The sequence below is a fragment of the Nitratireductor sp. ZSWI3 genome (assembly GCF_024655565.1).
Taxonomy (GTDB): domain Bacteria; phylum Pseudomonadota; class Alphaproteobacteria; order Rhizobiales; family Rhizobiaceae; genus Nitratireductor.
In genome coordinates this window covers 1-19,824 of the sequence record NZ_JANKOF010000049.1, presented here as the reverse complement: position 1 = coordinate 19,824, position 19,824 = coordinate 1, and the positions used below count along the sequence as shown (strand labels likewise).

Here is a 19,824-nt window from a genome sequence, read left to right as displayed (position 1 = left end):
AGCCTCAAGGCGCATCCCGGACATGAGTTTCAGAGTTTCCGTCGGGATTACCTCCTCCCAATCCCGACGGAGAGGACCGGCATCCTCCTCCTCCCAAAGTGCCGGTCACCCAAAACGACACCCGCCGAACCTCCTCCCTCGGCGGGTGTTGTTTTCCAGCGGTGGCTTCCTACATGGAGTGCTGTCGCGAGACAGATTTGAGAGTTTCGTCAGGATTACCTCCTCCCGATCCTGACGGAGAAGACCGGCAACCTCCTCCTCCCAAAGTGCCGGTCACCCAAAACGACACCCGCCGAACCTCCTCCCTCGGCGGGTGTTGTTTTTTTTGCCTTTCCACACCCGCCCGCGTGCCCGGAATGGGTGCCCTCGTCGGCAGGCGAGACGTTGCATTCCAACCCGCCGCGGCCTATGTCCCTTGCCATGAAACCGATCCACATCATTGGCGGCGGGCTCGCCGGTTCCGAGGCCGCCTGGCAGGCGGCCGAAGCCGGCGTGCCGGTCGTCCTGCACGAGATGCGCCCCGTGCGCGGCACCGACGCGCACAAGACGGACGGGCTGGCGGAGCTCGTCTGCTCCAACTCCTTCCGCTCCGACGACGCCGAGACGAACGCCGTCGGCGTTCTGCATGCCGAGATGCGGCTTGCCGCTTCGCTGATCATGCGCGCCGGCGATGCCAACCAGGTGCCGGCCGGCGGAGCGCTCGCCGTCGACCGCGAAGGCTTTTCGCAAGCGGTGACCGAGGCCCTCGAGGCGCACCCCCTGATCGCCATCGAGCGCGGCGAGATCACCGGCCTGCCGCCCGAGGACTGGGACCAGACGATCATCGCCACGGGCCCGCTGACGGCGCCGTCGCTGGCGGAGGCCATCTCGGCAGCCACCGGCTCGCAATCGCTCGCCTTCTTCGACGCCATCGCCCCCATCGTCCATTTCGACACGATCAACCTCGACGTGGCGTGGTTCCAGTCGCGCTACGACAAGGTCGGCCCCGGCGGCACGGGCAAGGACTACATCAACTGCCCGATGAACAAACCCGAGTACGAGGCCTTCATCCAGGCCCTGCTCGACGGCGACAAGACCGAGTTCAAGGAATGGGAGGGCACGCCCTATTTCGACGGTTGCCTGCCGATCGAGGTGATGGCCGAACGCGGGCCCGAGACGCTGCGCCACGGACCGATGAAGCCGATGGGGCTCACCAACGCGCACAAGCCGGACGAGAAGCCCTACGCCGTCGTCCAGCTCCGCCAGGACAACGCGCTCGGCACGCTCTACAACATGGTCGGCTTTCAGACGAAGCTGAAATACGGCGCACAGACGGCCATCTTCCGCATGATCCCGGGCCTCGAGAACGCTGAATTCGCGCGGCTCGGCGGCCTGCACCGCAACACCTATCTGAACTCGCCGGCCCTGCTCGACGGCACGTTGCAGCTCAAGGCTCGCCCCGGCCTGCGCTTTGCCGGCCAGATCACCGGTTGCGAGGGCTATGTGGAGAGCGCCGCGATGGGGCTTGTCGCCGGCCGCTTCGCCGCCGCCGCGCGCCTTGGCCACCCCCTCGCCCCGCCGCCGGCGACCACCGCCTTCGGCGCTCTGCTCAACCACATCACCGGCGGCCACCTCCTCTCCGACGACGAGCCGGGCAAGCGGTCCTTCCAGCCGATGAACGTCAATTTCGGCCTGTTCCCGCCCATCGAAGCGCCGAAGCAGGAAGGAAAGCGCCTGCGCGGCAAGGAGAAGACGCTGGCCAAGAAGCGGGCGATGAGCGCCCGCGCCCTGGCCGACTGCAAGCGCTGGCTTGCCGGAGAGGCCGTGGGCATCGCCGCCGAATGAGGCGCATGATCGGCGCCGCGGAACCTGCCGTCACCAGTCCGCGCGGCGCAGAAGAAGCGCGCCGGAGACCGTCTTCAGGCGCGGTTCCTGGTTCATGTCCGCATAGAGATAGTAAGGCACCACGAGGACGGCGCGGCCTTCCGCCTCCAGCCTCAGGACCCCGCCTTTCCCGCCATTGCCGACGGAATAGGACCTGATCATCTCTTCGGAGATCGGGAAGGCAACCGCCGACTCGTCGCCGATACCGATCTCGAAGGCATCGTTCCCGAGCGCCAGCGTCAGATTACGGCCATCGTCAAGTGCGACCATCACGGGTTGCCTGCCCGCCGCATTTAGCTGCACCCCTTGGATGCCCAGATCGAAGCCCGAGAACGCAAATGCATTCGGCTGCTGGGCATTGAACAGGACGATCCTGTCGGCCGATACCGGGGTCAGGTCGGGATCGAGGCCCCAGGCGCGTGCAATGTCGTGATAGGTGTCCTTTGCGCCCCCACGCTCGATCCCGTCGGGCCGCACCCTGTCGAACGCCTGCCGTCCGGACAGGAAGCGCAATGCATCGAGAGCCTGCCGCTTCCTCTCCTCGTCGACGGGCTGCTCCTTCATCAGCGCCAGGAAACGCTGTGACTGGCTGACGATCGCCCTTTGCTCGGCCCCCTGCGGACCGAAGCTCGCAAACAGCAGCGCCGCGACCGGCAGCCCGGCGATCAGCCGCGTGTCGCCGCGCAGGCGCGGAAAGAGCTGCGCCAGCACCAGCACCGCTGTCACCGCCGCGAACAGGCCGAGGAGAAAGCGCTCGGGCGTGATGCCGTAGGCGGCAACGCGCAGCGTCAAAGCGTAGAAGAGCAGCGCCAGCGGCACGGGAAGCAGCAGCGGCCACAGCCGCATGAAGAGCCGCGTCGGTGCCCTCGCCCTATCGAGGAAGGGCCGGCACAGGATCAGCGTGCCGAAGATGCAGGAGCCGTAGGTGAGCACCAGCCAGCCGATCTGGCCCTGCGGCACGCTCTGCGTGACGACGATCTTGAGCGCGTAGAAGTGCAGGATGATCGCATAGACGAGCAGCAGCGGCGCGGCAGCGAAATCGCCGAGCGCCCGCATGCCGCGGTTCATGAAACCGGCCTCCAGATCGCCCGGCGTCGTGTCGAATTCGCGCGGCGTCTGCCCCAGGCCGAAGAGCGGCGCCACGAACAGGCCGATCGATATCCAGGTATGCTGGTAAAGGTCGTCCGGCACAGGAATGCCGAACAGATAGGTCAGGCTTGCCAGGATCGCCGAGATGCCGCCACCGAACAGCAGCAGGGCTGCCACCGAGAGCGCCGCCGCGAAGACGAGCCGGGCGCCGAACATCCAGAAGGAGCCGCTGCCGCCGCGCCCGATGAAGGGAGCGACAGGCACCAGGCCGGCGAGCGCGGCCAGGAAAGCCCATTCGATGGTGTGGCTGCCGCCCGACGGCCACATGATCGCGAAAGCGGCGATCCCCGCCCCCAGCGCAAGCGCCAGCCGCAGCCACGGAGCGCCGCGCCTGGCTTCGACGAAAAGAGTGGCTGCGTAGGAGGCGAGCGCCGCCGCGATCAAGGCAAGGACGAGCTCCTCCTGGCGGGATCGGCTCAGGAATTCGGGCGGGAACGGATCGAGATTCGCCACCAGCAGATTGGCATCGAGAGCGGCGAGGACGAGAAAGAGCGCGGTGAGCGGGAAACGCTGCAGGGCGTCGGCGGCGGCGGCGATCATCTCCCCGAGCGCCGTGCGCCAGCCCGACGGTTCGATCCCCTGTTGCATCGGTGAAGCCAAGGTCCTGCTCCTTCAAGATCGAGCGGCCATCGCCGCAGGCACTGCGAACCGGGCGTGAATGTGGCGCCGGCTCAGCCGTCAATTCCAGCCGCGCATGGCCCGGTTGAACATCAGCCAATGTTTGCGCCATTGGGGGATGGTCAGGCTTTTGTCTAGCGCCTTCGCCTCCTTGCCGGTGATGCGATCGAGATAGGCGCGCGCCAGCCCCGCCGGCAGGAAAGCCGGGCGCAGCGCGGCCGGCAGGCCCCTCGCCCCCTCCTCGAAACGGCTGGCATGATCGCGCCCCAGCGCCACCATCGCCGCCACCGCGCGCGCCGCACCCTCCTCACCCACCAGGAGTGCCTCGCGGCTTGTGCCGGCAGCCTGCAGAAGATCGGCCGGCACATAGCACTGGCCGCGCCGGCGGTGGATGGGCAAGAGCCGCAGCAGGCCGGCGATCGCCTGCGCGCAACCGGCATGCCCGGCAAGCTCCGCCATGCGCATGGCCGCCGGCGCATCCAGCACCAGCCCGGCCATCTGGATGAGAGCCGAAGCAGTCTCCCCGCAATACCCTTCAAGGTCGTTGCGGCTCGGCATCGGGTCGTCGTAGAGATCGAATTCGCGCGCGTCGATGAGGTCGAGCAACGGCTGCACCGGCAGCCGGAACGCACGGACCGCCTCCAGCAAGGCGACCGCGATCGGCGCGCCCTCGATGGTTTCGGAGGCTGCCCCGGCGGTCAGCACGTCGCGCCAGAACTGCAGCCGCACGGCACCCGGCAGCGGCTCGCTGACCCGGTCGCGGATACCCGCAAGCTCGGCATTGAAGGCATAAAGGGCAAACAGCGCCGCGCGCTTGTCCTGCGGCGCGTAGAGGACCGAGATATAGCGATCCGCGTCCGCCTCGCGCACCACCGACATCGCGTAATGCGGATCGCTTTCCATATCAGTCGACGGCGATCAGCGCCGCAGCCACGCTGCGGTCTTCCGCCAGAAGCACGTTGTAGGTGCGCACGGCCGCCCCGGTCGACATGGTCTCCACCGCGACCCCGGCCTCCCGAAGCCGCTTGCGCAGGGGCGCCGGCATCGGAAGAAGCGAGGGGCCGGTGCCGACCAGCAGGATGTCGAAGGAGCCTGCCTCGTCGAGCACCCTTGCGAAATCGCCCTCGCCCAAGCCGTCGAACGCCGTCGCATCCCAGCCGTGAATGCCTGACGGCAGGCACAGGATAGAGCCGCGATGCGACATGTCGGCAAAGCGGAAGCCGCCATTGCCATAGGCATCGATGGGCGCGCGGCCGGGAAAGTGGGCCGCGCGGATCTGCAGGCCGGCCGCCATCACTTGGCCGGCAATTGCCCGGCGTTCTCCCCGCCGGTCTCGTCCTCGCCGGTCGTGTCCGCCTGCGTGCCGGTGGCGCGCATGCGGAACAGGATCAGCAGGGGGCCGGCGATGAAGATCGACGAGTAGGTGCCGATCACGACGCCGAAGATCATCGCCGCGGTGAAGGAGCGGATGACCTCGCCGCCGAAGATGAACAGCGCGGCGAGCGCCAGCAGCGTCGTCAGCGAGGTCATCGTCGTGCGCGACAGCGTCTGGTTCATCGACAGATCGAGCAGTTGCGGCAGCGGCATCTTCTTGAAGCGCCGCAGGTTCTCGCGCACGCGGTCATACACCACCACCGTGTCGTTGAGCGAATAGCCGACGATGGTCAGGATGGCCGCAATGCTGGTCAGGTTGAACTCGATCCCCGTGATGACGAAGAACCCGACCGTCATGATCACGTCGTGCAGCGTGGCGAGGATGGCGCCGACGGCGAATTGCCACTCGAAGCGCAGCCAGATGTAGATGAGGATCGCCAGCAGCGAGACCAGAACGGCGATCGTGCCGGCCCGCGCCAACTCGCTGGAAACGGTCGGTCCGACCACCTCGACACGACGGAAGTCGTATGCCTCCTCAAGCTCGCCGCGCACCTTGGTGATGGCGGACTGCTCGGCGTTCTCGCCGCCGTCCTGTGCCTGGATGCGGATCAGCACCTCGCGCGGATCGCCGAACTCCTGCACCTGCACCTCGCCCAGATTGAGGCCGGACAGGCGTGCCCGGATGTCGGCCAGATCCGCCGGCCCCTGGCGCGACTGCACCTCGATCGAGGAACCGCCGCGGAAATCGATGCCATAGTTCATGTTCAACGTCATGAACAGGACCACCGCCGCGATGGAGGCAAGGGCGGACAGGGTGAAGGTGATGCGGCGCAGCTTCATGAAGCCGATGCGCGTCTCGTCCGGCACCAGCTTGATGGGCGCGCGCGGCAGGTTCTTCGGTCGGCGGCGGCGCACCCAGTCGGCGACGATCCAGCGGGTCAGCGTATAGGCGGTGAAGACCGTGGTCGCGATGCCGATGGCGAGCGTGACGGCAAAGCCGCGCACGGGCCCGGATCCCAGGTAGAAGAGGATGATGGCGGCGATCAGCGTCGTCACATTGGCGTCGATGATGGTCGCCAGCGCCTTGGAGAAACCCGTGTCGACCGCCTGCACCAGGGAGCGGCCGCCGGCCCTCTCCTCGCGGATGCGCTCGAAGATCAGGACGCTGGAATCGACCGCCATGCCGATGGTCAGCACGATGCCGGCGATGCCGGGCAAGGTCAGCGTGGCGCCGAGCGCCGACAGGATGGCGATGATCATCGTCACATTGGCGGCGAGCGCCACGACGGCGAACACGCCGAGCAGGCCATAGGCGGCGACCATGAAGGCGATGACGAGCGCGGCGCCGATCAGCGAGGCGACCTTGCCCGCATCGATCGAGTCCTGCCCGAGGCCGGGACCCACGGTGCGTTCCTCGATCACCGTCAGCGTCGCCGGCAGAGCGCCGGCGCGCAGCAGGACGGCAAGGTCGTTGGCGCTCTGGACGCTGAAACTTCCCGAGATCTGCCCGGTGCCGCCGAGGATCGGCTCGCGGATCTGCGGCGCCGAGATCACCTGGTCGTCGAGAATGATGGCGAACAGCCGGCCGACATTCTGCTGGGTCGCCTGGCCGAAGCGCGTGGCACCCTTGGTGTCGAAACGGAAGCTGACGACCGGCTCGTTGGTGCGCTGGTCGAAGGTGGCCTGGGCGTCGACCAGGTTCTCGCCCGAGACGATGACGCGGTCCTCGATGAGATAGGGAACCGGCGGATCGTCGGTCGAATACATCACGGTGGTGCCGATCGGCGGGCGCCCGTTGATCGCCTCCTGCACCGGAACCGACTGGTCGACCATCTGGAAGGTCAGCTTGGCCGTCTGGCCGAGAATGTCCTTCAGGCGCTGCGGATCCTCAAGGCCCGGCACCTGCACCAGGATGCGGTCGTCGCCCTGGCGCTGGATGACGGGCTCCGTCGTGCCGAGTTCGTTGACGCGGCGGCTGACCACCTCGATCGACTGCGACAGCGCAGCCGAAACGCGGTAATTGATGCCTTCCTCGGTGAGCGTGAAGCGCAGCAGGCCCGGCTCAGGCTCGGTCAGCTCCAGCTCGGTGACCGAGCCGCCGCTGAACAGGCCCGAGGCGATCGGCTGCGTCAGCTCGCGCAGGGCCTCCCTGGCGGCCTCGACCTGCGCGGTGTCGCGGACACGCACCTGCACGCTCCGGCCGGAACCGGTGAGCCCCGTATAGCCGATCCTCTTGTCGCGCAGGAGCCGCCGGATATCGTCGCGCGTGGCGACGATGCGCTCGTCGACCAGCTCCTTCTTCTCGATCTGCAGCAGGATGTGCGAGCCGCCCTGCAGGTCGAGGCCCAGCGTCATCGGCCGCGAGGGCGCCCAGCTCGGCATGGAGGAAAGGTAGGAAGCCGGAATGATGTTCGGCGCCGCATAGGCGACGCCGAGCGCCACGGCCAGCCAGATGAGGATCGTTTGCCAGCGCGAGAAATGTAGCATGGGGCCTCGTCGGTTGGGGTCGGGCCGACGAACGGCCCGTCCCGCAATCACGTCATATTACGGTTATTTCTTGGCGGAGGTGTTGTCCGCCACCGGTTCGCCCTTCACGCGCACATCGGCGAGCATGGAGCGAACGGCCGTCACCTTGTTGCCGCCGCCGAGGTCAATCTCGATTTCCGTGTCGTTGATCACCTTGGTGACCTTGCCGACCAGACCGCCGCCTGTGACCACCGTATCGCCACGGCGGACGGCAGAGAGCATCTCCGTGCGCTTCTTCATCTGCTGGCGCTGCGGCCGGATGATGAGGAAGTACATGATCACGAAAATCAGCACGAACGGCAGGATGCTGACAAAAATATCGGGCGTCGCGCCGCCGCCAACCTGGGCGTATGCCGGGGTTATGAACATCACAAACTCCTGAAATGCGCCGGCGGGCCGGCTCGTCACAAATGTGGCCGGAATATAGACTTTCGCCCCTTCATTGCAACCATTCGCGGGCGTGTTGCACCGCACTTCGCACACCGTACCGCTTTGCATCGCCGGCGGCTTGCAAATCGACGGGCTGTGTGACAGAACCGTACCGTACGGTACGCAATACCGCTATGGCATTTTGCAATCAGGTGGACTCACCCGACCTCCGCATAAATGCGGAAAACAATGAGATTGAGCGCCGAACGGACGCATGGCGCTGCAGTCAAAGACCGAGGACGTATCATGCCCGACAAAAGCATCGAAGCGCTGTCCGAAAAGCTCGACCGCCTGATCGCCGCCGTGGAGCGCCTGACGCCTGTGAGCCCCCCTCCTCCGGCCTTCGATGCGGCCGATTGCTTCGTCTGGCAGGCCGAGAGCGGGGTCCTGCAGCCGGTGGCAAGGGTCAACCGCGTCGAGCTCGCGCTGATCCGCGGCGTCGACCGGGTGCGCGACATCCTGGCCGACAACACCGACCGCTTCGCGCGCGCTCTGCCGGCCAACAACGTGCTCCTGTGGGGCGCGCGCGGCATGGGCAAGTCCTCTCTGGTGAAGGCCGTCCACGCCGACGTGAACCGCAGGGCCGGCAAGGACGGGCAGCCGCTGAAGCTGGTCGAGATCCATCGCGAGGACATCGAGACCCTGCCCCGTCTCATGGCGCTTCTCAAGCCGGCGCCGTTCCATTTCGTCCTCTTCTGCGACGATCTGTCCTTCGATCACGACGACACGTCCTATAAGTCGCTGAAGGCGGCGCTCGACGGCGGCGTCGAGGGCCGGCCGGAAAACGTCATTCTCTACGCCACCTCCAACCGCCGCCATCTCCTGCCGCGCGACATGATCGAAAACGAGCGTTCGACGGCGATCAACCCGTCCGAGGCCGTTGAGGAGAAGGTGTCGCTGTCGGACCGTTTCGGCCTCTGGCTCGGCTTCCACAAATGTTCGCAGGACGACTATCTGGCGATGATCGACGGCTATGTGCATCACTACGGCCTCGTCATGGAGGCCGATGCGCTCAAGGCCGATGCCCTGGAATGGGCGACGACGCGCGGCAGCCGTTCGGGCCGCGTCGCCTGGCAATACATCCAGGATCTCGCCGGCCGGCTCGGCCAGCGGCTGGACGACTGACCCGATGCACAGCTTCAGAGACGCTGCAGGCAAAATAAAGAACCCGCCCCGAAGGGCGGGTTAAAGGGGCGGTCCGACCGGAGGTCTGGCGGGCCGCTTCTCTTTTTCGTTATTCGAAACCCTATTCGAGATAGCCGGTCGGATTGACCGGCGTGGCGTCCTTGCGCACCTCGAAGTGCAGCTTCGGGCTGTCCGCATTGCCGCTCATGCCGGACAGGGCGATCTCTTGCCCGCGCTTGACCTTGTCGCCGCGCTTGACGCGCAACGCGCTGGCGTGACCATAGACCGTCACCATGCCGTCGTCGTGACGCACCAGCACCGTGTTGCCGAACTCCTTCAGCCCGTCGCCGGCATAGATCACCACGCCGTTCTCCGCCGATTTGACCGGCGTTCCGGCAGGTACCGCGATGTCGATGCCGTCGTTGCGTGCCGAACCGGCGGCGCTGCCGAACTCGGAAACGATCCGCCCGCGCACCGGCCAGCGCAGCTTGCCGATGCCCGTCGAATCGGGCGCCACGGCGCTGTTGTCGCTGGCGACGGCGGCGACCTGCGTTCCACCGCTGGAAGGGGCCTGCGCCGTCGCGGCGGCGGGTTCGGGCGCACGCGTGGTGGCGCTCGTCGTCGTCGTGTCGACCCGCTTCGGCGCCGCGGCCACCTGGACCGGCTGGCTGACCTGGCCCGCCGGAATGACGAGTTTCTGGCCGACCTGGAGGTATCCGTCGCCGAGGCTGTTGGCCGCCTTGATGTTGGCCGCGCTGACGCCGGTCTTGCGGGCGATGCCGTAGAGCGTGTCGCCGGACACGACGGTGTAGCTGCCACCCGCGCCGACCTGGCCCGCATTGGTGTTGCTCGCCGCCGTGTTGGTTTCGGCCGGAGCCGGCCGCGAACGCGGCTTGGGCGTCTGCGGCAGCACGGCGAGGCGCTCCTGCTGCTGGGGCTGCGGCGCCGGCGCCTTGGGGGCCGTTTCGCGCGCTGCCGTCTGCGTCTGACCGCCGGAAGACGAAGCGGGTGCCGGACGCGAATACACATAGGTTGGGATGACGATCTGCTGGCCGGCCTTCAGCTCGGCGGCGCTGCTCATGCCGTTGGCGCTGAGGATCGCCGAGACCGGCACGCTGAAGCGGCGCGACAGATTGTAGGCCGTCTCCCCTTCCTGAACGGTGATGACGGTTCCCCTCTGCTTCTGCTGCGCCACCGAGCCGGTGGAGCTTTGGTCGAGAGGAGGACGCTGCACCGCCGCCGGAGCGGCAGCGCTGCTGGTGGGGGCGGCGATCGGCTGGCGCTGGATCGGCGCGGCGGAGGCCGCCGGCGTCGACGCCAGGGGTTGCTGCGTTCCATAGGTGCCCGGCGCCGGCAGCGGCTGCGGCTGGACGCCGCCGACCAGGCCGCCCGGCCGCACTGCCTGCCGGTTGACCGATCCCGTATAGGTGGTGTCGAGACCGCCCGACTGATAGCCCGTGTCGCCCGGATAGGGCTGGCTCGCCGGCGCCATCGCGACCGCGCGGTTGGTGGAACGCCCGTTGGCGAAATCGCTGGCCTTGAAGCGGGAGACATCGGAACTGCAGCCCGCCGCCACGCCGCCGACAAGGATGACCGCCGCCCCGCGCACCAGCGCGCGCTCGAATTTCCGTGTGATGCAACGCATGTGACTACCCGCGTACCCGATACCTGAACACGGACAATTAGATCGCGTTAATGTTACTCAGCGGTTAAGAGCCGACCGGAAATTGTTGGAATCCCTGTCGCATGCCCCAGGGGCGCGGGGAAAAGCGGTCTCACCCGACTGCAGAATGCCGCGGCGAAACCACCGCTCAGATCGCCTCGGCAACGCCCTTCGTCAGCGGCTGCAGGCGCACGGAGGCAAGATCCACCCGCTCGAATCGGCTGCCGACCTTGGTGAGCTTCACCATGGTCTGCACCTCCTCGCCGGGACCGATCGGCGCGATCATGATGCCGCCGGTCGCCAGCTGGTCGACGAAGCGGCGCGGAAGTTCGTCGAAGGCCGCCCACACCACGATGCGATCGAACGGACCGTCCGCGGCGGCACCTTCGAGGCCGTCGGCCTGCCGGGCGACGGCGTTGGAAAGGCCCAGATGCTCCCAGCGCGACTGCGCCTGCGCGCAAAGCGTCTTGTAACGGTCGAGCGTCAGCACGCGGCCGGCGAGCCGCGCGATCACCGCCGCGGTGAAGCCCGAGCCGACGCCCACTTCCAGCACCCGGTGCCCGGCGGACAGTTCCAGCGCCTCGATCACCTGCGCCTGCAGATCGCACCCTTCGATGCTCTCGCCGCAGGCGATCGGCAACATGCGTTCGGACCAGGCGAGGCTGCGCCACTCGGGCGGGACGAAGTCGCCGCGCGGCGTCGCCTCCATCGCCGCGAACAATTCCTTGCTGACGAGCCCGCGTGCACGCATGCGCAGCATGAACGCGGCGAAGCCCTCGCGCTCCTGCTCGCTGCCCGTCATGCGAGCGCCTTGGTCAGCCGGTCGCGCACCTCGTGCGCGGTGAGGTCGAGATGCAGCGGCGTCACCGAGACATAGCCGTCGCGGATGGCGGCCTGGTCGCTGCCGGCGCGAATGTCGGGCTGCTTGCGCCCGAAACGCAGCCAGTAATAAGGAAAATTGCGCCCGTCGTGGCGCTCTTCCACCCACAGGCCATGGACCAGCTTGCCCTGCACGGTCACGCGCGTCCCCTTGGCCTCTTCCGGCGCGCAGTTGGGAAAGTTGATGTTGAGGAACACGCCTTCCGGCAGCGCGGTCTCGAGCAGCCTCTTCAATAAGGGCGGAGCGAGCGCTTCGGCCGTCGCATAGGGAACGTAGCGGCCCTCGTCGGACACGTCGTAGGCCTGGCTCAAGGCGATCGAGCGGATGCCGAGCAGCGTCCCCTCCATGGCGCCGGCCACCGTGCCAGAATAGGTCACGTCGTCGGCGATGTTGGTGCCGTTGTTGACGCCCGACAGGATCAGATCCGGCGGCGTGTCCATGACCCGCCGCACGCCCATGATCACGCAATCCGTCGGCGTGCCGCGCAGCGCGAAGTGGCGATCGTCGATCTTGCGCATCCGCAACGGCTCGGAGAGCGACAGGGAATGGGCGAAACCGGACTGGTCGGTTTCGGGCGCCACCACCCAGACGTCGTCAGAAAGCGTCCGGGCGATCCGCTCGAGCGCCGCCAGCCCCTCCGCATGGATGCCGTCGTCGTTCGTCAAGAGAATGCGCAATGTCTTGTCCTTCAACCGTCTCGTTCAATCAAATCGCCATCCGGCATCGCCGCCGGGAGAGCGGGGGCGAGCCCCCCTATCCGCCGATCTTCTCCGCGCCTCCCATATAAGGACGCAGCACATCCGGCACGGTGATGCTGCCGTCCTCGTTCTGATAATTCTCCATGACCGCGATCAGTGCCCGGCCGACGGCCGTGCCGGAGCCGTTCAGCGTGTGTACGAAACGCGGCTGCTTCTCGCCGGCGACCCGGTAGCGCGCATTCATGCGCCGGCCCTGGAAATCGCCGCAGACCGAGCAGGACGAGATCTCCCGATAGGCGTTCTGCCCCGGCAGCCAGACCTCGATGTCGTAGGTCTTGCGCGCGCCAAACCCCATGTCGCCGGTGCACAGCACCACGGTGCGGAACGGCAGGTCGAGCTTCTTCAGAACCGTCTCGGCGCACTCGGTCATGCGCTCGTGTTCGGCGATGGAGGTCTCGGCATCGGTAATCGACACGAGCTCCACCTTGTAGAACTGATGCTGGCGCAGCATGCCGCGCGTGTCGCGCCCGGCCGATCCCGCCTCCGAGCGGAAGCACGGCGTGAGCGCGGTGAAGCGCAGCGGCAGCTTCTCGCCATCGAGTATTTCCTCGCGCACGAGATTGGTGAGCGAGACCTCGGCGGTTGGGATCAGCCAATGCCGCTCAAATGGATCTAAAGCAGCTTGCTCTCCAGCCTGCTGAACCAAATCGGCTACAAAGGAGGAAGTAGCCAACCATTTGTTGATCTCAACAATAGATGTGCCACTCTCAACCTTCTGCGTTATTCCTCGTGCAAGCTCCATTCCACCAAGCTTAACGAAGTGACTTGCGAATCGTTCGCCAACAGAAGCAGGACGAAGTGTCTGGAACAAATCCTCCTCAAACTTCGGCAACTGCCCGGTGCCGAACATGGCATCGTCGCGCACCAGCAGCGGCGGCTGCACTTCCGTGTAGCCGTGCTCGGTGGTGTGCAGGTCGAGCATGAACTGGCCGAGCGCGCGCTCCAGCCGGGCGAGCCCGCCCGAAAGCACCGTGAAGCGGGCGCCGGAGAGCTTTGCGGCGCGCTCGAAATCCATCATCCCGAGCGCTTCGCCGATCTCGAAATGCTCCTTCGACCAGTTGGCGCGGCTCGGCCGCCCGACCTTGCGCAATTCGACATTGTCGTTCTCGTCGGCGCCGACGGGCACGTCGTCGAGCGGGATGTTGGGAAGGCGCGCCAGCGCGTCGCGCAATTCAGCGTCGAGCCGCCGCTCCTCGGCCTCGCCGTCCTGAACGAAGCCCTTCAGCGCCGCCACCTCGGCTTTCAGCTTCTCGGCCAGATCCTTGTCGCCGGAGGCCATCGCCTTGCCGATCTCCCTGGAGGCGGCGTTGCGGCGCTCCTGCGCCTCCTGCAGCCCGGTGAGATGCTGGCGGCGCGCCTCGTCGAGCGCCAGGAGCTTTTGGCTTTCAGGATCCGCGCCGCGCTTTTCCAGCGCCGCGTCAAGCGCCTGGCTGTTCTCGCGAATCCATTTGATGTCGAGCATGGCAGGTTTCCAATCGCGGAGAGATTGCGAACAACCGCCCGACAGCGACAGGAATTGCCTTCAGCCTAGGCGGTCGGCTGGTCCGCTTCGTCGGCGTCGCGCGCAGCCTCTTCCTCGCGGCGTTTGCGCTCCACCATGCGGGCGGCCCAGATGGCAATCTCGTAGAGAAGGATGGTGGGAAGCGCAAGACCGATCTGGCTGACCGGATCCGGCGGCGTGAGGATGGCGGCGGCGATGAAGGCAGCGACGATCGCATATTTGCGCTTGTCGGCGAGCCCCTGCGAGGTGAGCAGCCCCACCCGCGCCATCAGCGTCGTCACCACCGGCAGCTGGAAGACGAGGCCGAAGGACAGGATCAGCGTCATGATCAGGCCGAGATACTCGGAGACCTTCGGCAGCAGCGAGATCTGCACCGCATTGTCCGGCCCCACCTGCTGCATCGACAGGAAGAACCACATCACCATCGGCGTGAAGAAGAAGTAGACGAGCGCCGCGCCCATCAGGAACAGGATCGGCGAGGCGATCAGGAACGGCAGGAAGGCGCGCCGCTCGTTCCGGTAGAGCCCCGGCGCGACGAATTTGTAGACCTGCATGGCGATCATCGGGAAGGCCAGCACCAGGCCGCCGAACATGGCGAGCTTGATCTGCGTGAAGAAGAACTCCTGCGGCGCGGTGTAGATCAGGTCGACCTTGCTCGCGTCGAGCCCCGCCCATTGCGTCGCCCACTGGAAGGGGATCACCAGGAGATTGAAGATCTGCTTGGCGAAGAAGAAGCAGACCAGGAAGGCGACGAAGAACCCGCCGATCGCCCACATCAAACGCGAGCGCAGCTCGATCAGGTGATCGATCAGGGGCGCCGAGGACTGGTCGATGTCGTCTTTGTCGTCGGCGCTCACGATGCGGCTCCGCTGCTCTTCTTGCCGGCCGGCCGCGCGGCACCGCCCTTGGCGGCCGGAGTCTTCACTGAGCTGCTCTTGGCCGGCGGCGCCTTCCGCTTGGCCGGCGCCTTCGCCTTGGCGGCGGGCTTGGCCGCCTCGGCCGGCGTCTCGCCCGGCATCTGCGTCGCCCCACCCTTCACGGGTGCCGCCGCGTGCGTCTCGCTCGTGGCAGGCTCACCGCCCTTGGCCGCATCCGGCTTCATCGCCGCGTCGAGCCCGGCGCGGATCTCCTGCCCGACCTTCTCGATCGGGTTGAGGTGTTTCTTGATCTCGTTGCGCGGGTCGAGCTTGCGTGCGTCGTCCACCAGGCTCTTCACATCGTCGAGCTCGGCTTCCTTCAGCGCTTCGTCGAACTGCTTGCGAAAATCGCCCGCCATGGCGCGCAGCTTCGAGGTCGTGCGCCCGAAGCTGCGCAGCATGCGCGGCAGGTCCTTCGGCCCGACCACGACGATCAGGACGATGGCGATCACCAGCATTTCTGGCCAGCCGATGTCAAACATGGGTCACCGAATGAGGGACAAGGAACGCGGCAAACCGTGCGGGAACGGATCAGCCGGCCTTCTTCTTGTTCGACTTGGTCGTGCTGTTGACCGGCTCGTCGGACTTGTGCTCGACGGTCTTTGCCGCCGCATCCTCGTCGTCGTCCGACATGCCCTTCTTGAAGCTCTTGATGCCCTTGGCCATGTCGCCCATCAACTCGGGGATCTTGCCGCGCCCGAACAGGAGCAGCACGACGACGAGCACGATAAGCCAGTGCCAGATTGAAAAGGAACCCATTGGTCAGTCTCTTTTGCCAGTTGCCATTGAGAAGTGATTTATGCGCTTTCGCCCGATGTTTCAAACGCCCGATGCTTCAAATCAGCGTCGCGCGAACACCAGCACGTCCGACGGCACGATGTCGATCCAGATATCCCTCACCCTCGGCGCCAGATGGCCACAGCGCACCCGCGCCCGGACATGCCTGTCCGCGCCGGGAACCGCAAGCTCTAAATGCTCCACCACGCCGAGAAAGCGACGCGAGACGACACGGGCGGGAATGGCGCCGGCCTGCTGGTTGACCAGGAAGCCGGAAAGGCGCACGGCGACGGTCACCTCCTGCCCGTCGGCAAGCCCGCGCGCCGCGAAGCGGCCGAGCGGCGTTTCCACCGCCCCGCCCGACACTTTTCCGGGAAATTCGTTGAGCTCGGAGAAGAAGCCGGCGACGAACAGATCGGCCGGGCTCTGGTAAAGATCCTCGGCCGTTCCCGCCTGCACCAGCCGCCCGTCCTTCAAAAGGGCGATGCGGTCGCCCATGCGCATCGCCTCCTCGGCATCATGCGTGACGACGATCGCCGTCGCCCGGCTCTGCCGCAGGATGTCGAGCGTCTCGGCGCGCACGGTGTCCTTGAGCCGTGAATCGAGCCCCGAGAAGGGCTCGTCCATCAAGAGCACCGCCGGACGCGGAGCGAGCGCCCGCGCCAGCGCCACGCGCTGCTGCTCGCCGCCCGACAGAACATGCGGATAGGCGCCCGCATATGCCTCGAGCCCGACCCGCTCCAGCGCGATCATCGCCTCGTGTCGCGCCTCCTGCGGCGACAGCGCCGTGAGGCCGAAGCGGACATTGTCGAGGATCGTCAGATGGGGAAAGAGCGCGAAATCCTGGAAGACGAGGCCGATCGAGCGCTGCTCGGGCGGCAGGAAGACGCCGGGACCGGCGATCACCCGGTCGTTGAGGAGCACCCGCCCGGCGCGCTGCGTCTCGATGCCGGCGGCGATCCGCAGCAGGGTCGTCTTGCCGGACCCGGACGGGCCGAGCAGGCACAGCACCTCGCCCGGCTCGGCAGCCAGCGACACGCCGCGCAGCGTTTCGGCACCGGAAGCATAGCTGTGGCCGATGTCCTCGAAGGACAAGCGCGCTGCGAAGCTGACGCCGGCCGTCACCCGTGCCGAACTCTGCTTCTGACCGTTCATTCACCGATTTCCCTGGATGGATCGCGGACGCTCCGCGTGGCCACGGTCTCGTCAATCATCCTGGGCGAGCGGTGTCAACAGACCGAGTTCCTCCAGATCGATATCCGTCAGCGGATCCTCGTCCTCCGTCAGGACATCGGGATCGGTCATCGGCTGCGGCACGGCGAAGTTGGAGGGCATGCGCGGCGACAGGAGCCCGGCTCCCTTCAACTCCTCGATGCCCGGCAGATCGCGCAGCTCCTCAAGGCCGAAATGGTCGAGAAACTCGGTGCTTGTGCCGTAGGTGACGGGGCGTCCGGGCGTGCGGCGACGGCCGCGCATCTTCACCCAGCCGGTTTCCAGCAGGATGTCGAGCGTGCCCTTGGAGGTCTCCACGCCGCGGATTTCCTCGATCTCGGCCCGCGTGACGGGCTGGTGATAGGCGACCACGGCCAGCATTTCGAGGGCCGCCCGCGACAATTTGCGCTGCTGGACGGCATGGCGGTTCATCAGGAAGGACAGGTCGCTCGCCGTCCGGAAAGCCCAGCAATCGGCGATCCGGACGAGGTTGACGCCGCGCATTTCGTAATCGGAGCGCAGCGCCTCCATGGTTTCGCCCACGTCGACGCCGTCGGGCAGCCGCGCGGCAAGGGCCTTCTCGGACACCGGCTCGGCGCTGGCGAAGACGATCGCCTCGGCCATCCGCTTCACCTCGTCGAGCGAAAGACGCCCGGTCGGCACAGGTGCCGCCTTGATGCCTTCGTCGCCCTCGCCGTTGACGAAGGAAATCACGTTGCCGCCTTCACTCATCCGCCGCCTCGAACAGATTGGCCGGCACCGCCTTGCCCTTGCGCATGTAGATGGGGGCGAAAGCCTCCTGCTGGCGGATCTCGAGCGCCCCCTCGCGCACCAGCTCCAGCGAGGCTGCGAAGGAGCTGGCGATCGCCGTCGCCCGTTCCTCGCCGCTCGTCATGTAGCGGATGAGAAACTGGTCAAGCACCGTCCAGTCGCCAAACTCGCCGATCATGCGCACCAGGATCTCGCGCGCCTGTTTCAGCGACCACACGCCGCGCTTGGCGATGCGCACATTGGTGACGGCGCGCCGCTGCCGCTGCGCCGCATAGGCGGTGAGGAGATCGTAGAGCGAGGCGCTGAAGGCGCTCTGCTTGGCCACGATGATCGGCTCCGGCATGCCACGCGCGAAAACGTCGCGCCCCAGCCGGTTGCGGTTGACGAGCCGCGCCGCCGCATCGCGCATCGCCTCGAGCCGCTTCAGGCGGAACTGCAGAAGGGCCGCCATCTCCTCGCCCGACGGTTCCTGGTCCTCGCTCTTCTTAGGGATCAGCAGGCGCGACTTGAGATAGGCGAGCCAGGCGGCCATGACGAGATAGTCGGCGGCAAGCTCGAGCCGCATCTCGCGCACCCGCTCGATGAAGGCGATGTATTGCTCGGCCAAGGCGAGAACCGAGATGCGCGCCAGATCCACCTTCTGGGTGCGCGCCAGATGCAGGAGTAGATCGAGCGGCCCTTCGAAACCGGCGACGTCGACCGTCAGCGCGGGTTCGGAAACACCACGCTCTTCCTGGGCGCCCTCATCCCACAGCTTGTCCATGGGAATGGGCTTGACGGTCTTTTTCTCGACGTTCTGGGCCAAGCCTCACCAACCCTTGTCATCAGGCGACGGCCTCGAAGCATCGCGCGAACTCCGCGCGTGCCACCGTCTCCTCCATATCATCTCGTGGCGCCAGCAGCGACAATGCGCGCCGCGCCCGTTCCAGGCTCTTGCCCGACAATTCGGGCGCCTTTTCGGCCACCGCCTGCATTTCCGGCATGATACCATGACAGTGAAGGACGAGATCGCACCCCGCCGCAAGGATTGCTTCGGCGCGGGAGGCGAAATCCCCAGAAAGTGCGTGCATCGACACGTCGTCGCTCATCAGAAGACCGTCGAAGCCGATCTCCCCGCGAATGATCTTGCCGATCACGGTCGGCGAGGTCGTTGCCGGCCGGTCCGGGTCGATCGCCCGATAGACGATGTGCGCCGTCATCGCCATCGGCAGGTCGCGCAGCGCCTTGAAGGGCACGAAATCATGCGCCCTGAGCTCATCGAGCGTGGCCGACACTTCCGGCAGCGCCTTGTGGCTGTCGGCGAAGGCCCGGCCATGCCCAGGCATGTGCTTCATGACGGGCAGCACGCCGCCCGCCATGAGGCCGTCGCTCGCCGCCCGGCCGAGCTCGATCACCACCTCGGGATCCTTCGCATAGGCGCGGTTGCCGATCACGTCGTGCGCGCCGGCCACCGGCGCGTCGAGCACCGGCAGGCAATCGGCCGTAATCCCGTAGCGCGCCAGATCCATCGCGTGCAGGCGCGACATCAACCAGGCTGCCCTCAGCCCCGCTTCCCGGTCGCGCGCATAGATCGCGCCAAGCTCGGCAGCATTCGGGTAATCGGGCGCCATGGGCGGGCGCAGCCGCTGCACCCTGCCCCCCTCCTGATCGATGAACACAGGCGCATCCGCCCGTCCGACGCTGTCGCGCATCGACGCGACGAGGTCACAGAGCTGCGCCGGCTCGGCGACGTTGCGCGCAAAGAGGATGAAGCCCCAGGGGCGCTCGTCCCGGTAGAAGGCGATTTCATCCGCCGTCAGGCGTGTGCCGGCGGCGCCGAGGATCATTGCTTTTGATTCGTTCATGAAACGAGGATACCTCCCTCGATCGGCACCGGAAAGCACCCAAACGAAAGCCGCCGCGGAGGGCGGCGGCTTCACAGGACCCGGTCCGGAAGGTTATTTCGAGACGAAACAGCTCCCGCCGGCCGCCTTGAGCTGCGAGCAGAGCCTGATGGCGTCGTCCTTCGAGCTCGACGGCACACGCACCCGGTAATAGGTGCCCTTGCCGGCGATCTCGGCCTTGACGATGTTCACGCCCTTGCCGGTCAAGAGGTTACCGTAGCGCTGCGCCATGTCCTGATAGGACTTCTGCGCGCTCTCCACGGTCGGCTGCGAGGATATCTGCACCGACCAGCCATCCGCCGCCGCGCTGGGGGCGACCGGCGCCGGAGCGGCCGGCTGCTGGGCGACGGGCGCTGGCGCCTGGACGGGAGCGGAGGC

At 66.6% G+C, this 19,824-nt stretch carries 19 protein-coding genes; 2 read left to right on the top strand and 17 right to left on the bottom strand.

Going from position 1 to position 19,824, the window contains the following annotated elements; translation table 11 throughout:
• Positions 1-420 precede the first annotated feature (420 nt).
• A complete protein-coding gene (gene trmFO, locus NUU27_RS15230) occupies positions 421-1,824 on the top strand; it encodes a methylenetetrahydrofolate--tRNA-(uracil(54)-C(5))-methyltransferase (FADH(2)-oxidizing) TrmFO (protein WP_257762978.1) in 1,404 nt (467 codons plus the stop codon).
• A gap of 30 nt (positions 1,825-1,854) precedes the next feature.
• Here trmFO and NUU27_RS15225 read toward each other — a convergent pair whose 3' ends face one another.
• The 5 genes from NUU27_RS15225 to yajC form a co-directional block, all read right to left on the bottom strand.
• A complete protein-coding gene (locus NUU27_RS15225; RefSeq protein WP_257762977.1) occupies positions 1,855-3,612 on the bottom strand; it encodes a DUF4153 domain-containing protein in 1,758 nt (585 codons plus the stop codon).
• A 78-nt stretch (positions 3,613-3,690) separates the two neighbouring features.
• Positions 3,691-4,533: a phytoene/squalene synthase family protein gene (locus NUU27_RS15220; RefSeq protein WP_257762976.1), complete on the bottom strand. Its 843-nt coding sequence runs from the start codon at positions 4,531-4,533 to the stop codon at positions 3,691-3,693.
• A 1-nt stretch (position 4,534) separates the two neighbouring features.
• A complete protein-coding gene (locus NUU27_RS15215) occupies positions 4,535-4,924 on the bottom strand; it encodes an Mth938-like domain-containing protein (RefSeq protein ID WP_257762975.1) in 390 nt (129 codons plus the stop codon).
• Positions 4,924-7,491 (bottom strand): protein translocase subunit SecDF, encoded by a 2,568-nt coding sequence (secDF, locus tag NUU27_RS15210; RefSeq protein ID WP_257762974.1) that lies wholly within the window; start codon positions 7,489-7,491, stop codon positions 4,924-4,926. Before secDF ends, NUU27_RS15215 begins: the two co-directional genes overlap by 1 nt.
• A 63-nt stretch (positions 7,492-7,554) precedes the next feature.
• Positions 7,555-7,899 carry a preprotein translocase subunit YajC gene (gene yajC / locus NUU27_RS15205; RefSeq protein WP_257762993.1) on the bottom strand — a complete coding sequence of 115 codons (345 nt, stop codon included), beginning with the start codon at positions 7,897-7,899 and terminating at the stop codon, positions 7,555-7,557.
• A gap of 306 nt (positions 7,900-8,205) precedes the next feature.
• On the opposite strand from yajC, the gene NUU27_RS15200 reads away from it, so the two are divergent.
• Positions 8,206-9,084 (top strand): ATP-binding protein, encoded by an 879-nt coding sequence (locus tag NUU27_RS15200; protein ID WP_257762973.1) that lies wholly within the window; start codon positions 8,206-8,208, stop codon positions 9,082-9,084.
• A gap of 121 nt (positions 9,085-9,205) precedes the next feature.
• Here NUU27_RS15200 and NUU27_RS15195 read toward each other — a convergent pair whose 3' ends face one another.
• From NUU27_RS15195 to NUU27_RS15140, 12 genes are all read right to left on the bottom strand, one after another.
• Positions 9,206-10,729, bottom strand: a complete 1,524-nt coding sequence (locus NUU27_RS15195; protein WP_257762972.1) for a peptidoglycan DD-metalloendopeptidase family protein — start codon at positions 10,727-10,729, stop codon at positions 9,206-9,208.
• A gap of 166 nt (positions 10,730-10,895) precedes the next feature.
• Positions 10,896-11,549 carry a protein-L-isoaspartate(D-aspartate) O-methyltransferase gene (locus NUU27_RS15190; RefSeq protein WP_257762971.1) on the bottom strand — a complete coding sequence of 218 codons (654 nt, stop codon included), beginning with the start codon at positions 11,547-11,549 and terminating at the stop codon, positions 10,896-10,898.
• Positions 11,546-12,304: a 5'/3'-nucleotidase SurE gene (surE, locus tag NUU27_RS15185; RefSeq protein ID WP_257762970.1), complete on the bottom strand. Its 759-nt coding sequence runs from the start codon at positions 12,302-12,304 to the stop codon at positions 11,546-11,548. The genes NUU27_RS15190 and surE overlap by 4 nt, the downstream gene beginning before the upstream one ends.
• Positions 12,305-12,380: 76 nt before the next feature.
• Positions 12,381-13,847 carry a serine--tRNA ligase gene (gene serS / locus NUU27_RS15180; RefSeq protein WP_257762969.1) on the bottom strand — a complete coding sequence of 489 codons (1,467 nt, stop codon included), beginning with the start codon at positions 13,845-13,847 and terminating at the stop codon, positions 12,381-12,383.
• Between the two features lie 65 nt (positions 13,848-13,912).
• On the bottom strand, positions 13,913-14,743 hold the full coding sequence (tatC, locus tag NUU27_RS15175; protein ID WP_257762968.1) for a twin-arginine translocase subunit TatC: 831 nt from the start codon (positions 14,741-14,743) through the stop codon (positions 13,913-13,915).
• The gene (gene tatB / locus NUU27_RS15170) at positions 14,740-15,285 is read right to left on the bottom strand and encodes a Sec-independent protein translocase protein TatB (protein ID WP_257762967.1); all 546 of its coding nucleotides are present in this window, start codon (positions 15,283-15,285) and stop codon (positions 14,740-14,742) included. Before tatB ends, tatC begins: the two co-directional genes overlap by 4 nt.
• 49 nt (positions 15,286-15,334) lie before the next feature.
• Complete coding sequence (locus tag NUU27_RS15165; RefSeq protein WP_257762966.1) at positions 15,335-15,562, bottom strand: twin-arginine translocase TatA/TatE family subunit; 228 nt, start codon at positions 15,560-15,562, stop codon at positions 15,335-15,337.
• A gap of 81 nt (positions 15,563-15,643) precedes the next feature.
• A complete protein-coding gene (locus tag NUU27_RS15160) occupies positions 15,644-16,735 on the bottom strand; it encodes an ABC transporter ATP-binding protein (RefSeq protein ID WP_257762965.1) in 1,092 nt (363 codons plus the stop codon).
• Between the two features lie 51 nt (positions 16,736-16,786).
• Positions 16,787-17,524, bottom strand: a complete 738-nt coding sequence (scpB, locus tag NUU27_RS15155) for an SMC-Scp complex subunit ScpB (protein WP_257762964.1) — start codon at positions 17,522-17,524, stop codon at positions 16,787-16,789.
• Positions 17,517-18,326 carry a ScpA family protein gene (locus tag NUU27_RS15150; protein ID WP_257762992.1) on the bottom strand — a complete coding sequence of 270 codons (810 nt, stop codon included), beginning with the start codon at positions 18,324-18,326 and terminating at the stop codon, positions 17,517-17,519. The genes scpB and NUU27_RS15150 overlap by 8 nt, the downstream gene beginning before the upstream one ends.
• Positions 18,327-18,387: 61 nt before the next feature.
• Positions 18,388-19,407, bottom strand: a complete 1,020-nt coding sequence (gene nagZ, locus NUU27_RS15145; RefSeq protein ID WP_257762963.1) for a beta-N-acetylhexosaminidase — start codon at positions 19,405-19,407, stop codon at positions 18,388-18,390.
• Positions 19,408-19,500: 93 nt separating this feature from the next.
• A partial coding sequence (locus tag NUU27_RS15140) for an SPOR domain-containing protein (protein ID WP_257762962.1) occupies positions 19,501-19,824 on the bottom strand: 324 nt, incomplete at its 5' end.

Coding starts and splice junctions, on each gene's coding strand:
- trmFO (WP_257762978.1), top strand. CDS start 421: ATGAAACCGATCCACATCATTGGCGGCGGGCTCGCCGGTTCCGAGGCC.
- NUU27_RS15220 (WP_257762976.1), bottom strand. CDS start 4,533: ATGGAAAGCGATCCGCATTACGCGATGTCGGTGGTGCGCGAGGCGGAC.
- NUU27_RS15215 (WP_257762975.1), bottom strand. CDS start 4,924: ATGGCGGCCGGCCTGCAGATCCGCGCGGCCCACTTTCCCGGCCGCGCG.
- secDF (WP_257762974.1), bottom strand. CDS start 7,491: ATGCTACATTTCTCGCGCTGGCAAACGATCCTCATCTGGCTGGCCGTG.
- yajC (WP_257762993.1), bottom strand. CDS start 7,899: ATGTTCATAACCCCGGCATACGCCCAGGTTGGCGGCGGCGCGACGCCC.
- NUU27_RS15200 (WP_257762973.1), top strand. CDS start 8,206: ATGCCCGACAAAAGCATCGAAGCGCTGTCCGAAAAGCTCGACCGCCTG.
- NUU27_RS15195 (WP_257762972.1), bottom strand. CDS start 10,729: ATGCGTTGCATCACACGGAAATTCGAGCGCGCGCTGGTGCGCGGGGCG.
- NUU27_RS15190 (WP_257762971.1), bottom strand. CDS start 11,549: ATGACGGGCAGCGAGCAGGAGCGCGAGGGCTTCGCCGCGTTCATGCTG.
- serS (WP_257762969.1), bottom strand. CDS start 13,847: ATGCTCGACATCAAATGGATTCGCGAGAACAGCCAGGCGCTTGACGCG.
- tatB (WP_257762967.1), bottom strand. CDS start 15,285: ATGTTTGACATCGGCTGGCCAGAAATGCTGGTGATCGCCATCGTCCTG.
- NUU27_RS15165 (WP_257762966.1), bottom strand. CDS start 15,562: ATGGGTTCCTTTTCAATCTGGCACTGGCTTATCGTGCTCGTCGTCGTG.
- NUU27_RS15160 (WP_257762965.1), bottom strand. CDS start 16,735: ATGAACGGTCAGAAGCAGAGTTCGGCACGGGTGACGGCCGGCGTCAGC.
- scpB (WP_257762964.1), bottom strand. CDS start 17,524: ATGAGTGAAGGCGGCAACGTGATTTCCTTCGTCAACGGCGAGGGCGAC.
- NUU27_RS15150 (WP_257762992.1), bottom strand. CDS start 18,326: ATGGACAAGCTGTGGGATGAGGGCGCCCAGGAAGAGCGTGGTGTTTCC.
- nagZ (WP_257762963.1), bottom strand. CDS start 19,407: ATGAACGAATCAAAAGCAATGATCCTCGGCGCCGCCGGCACACGCCTG.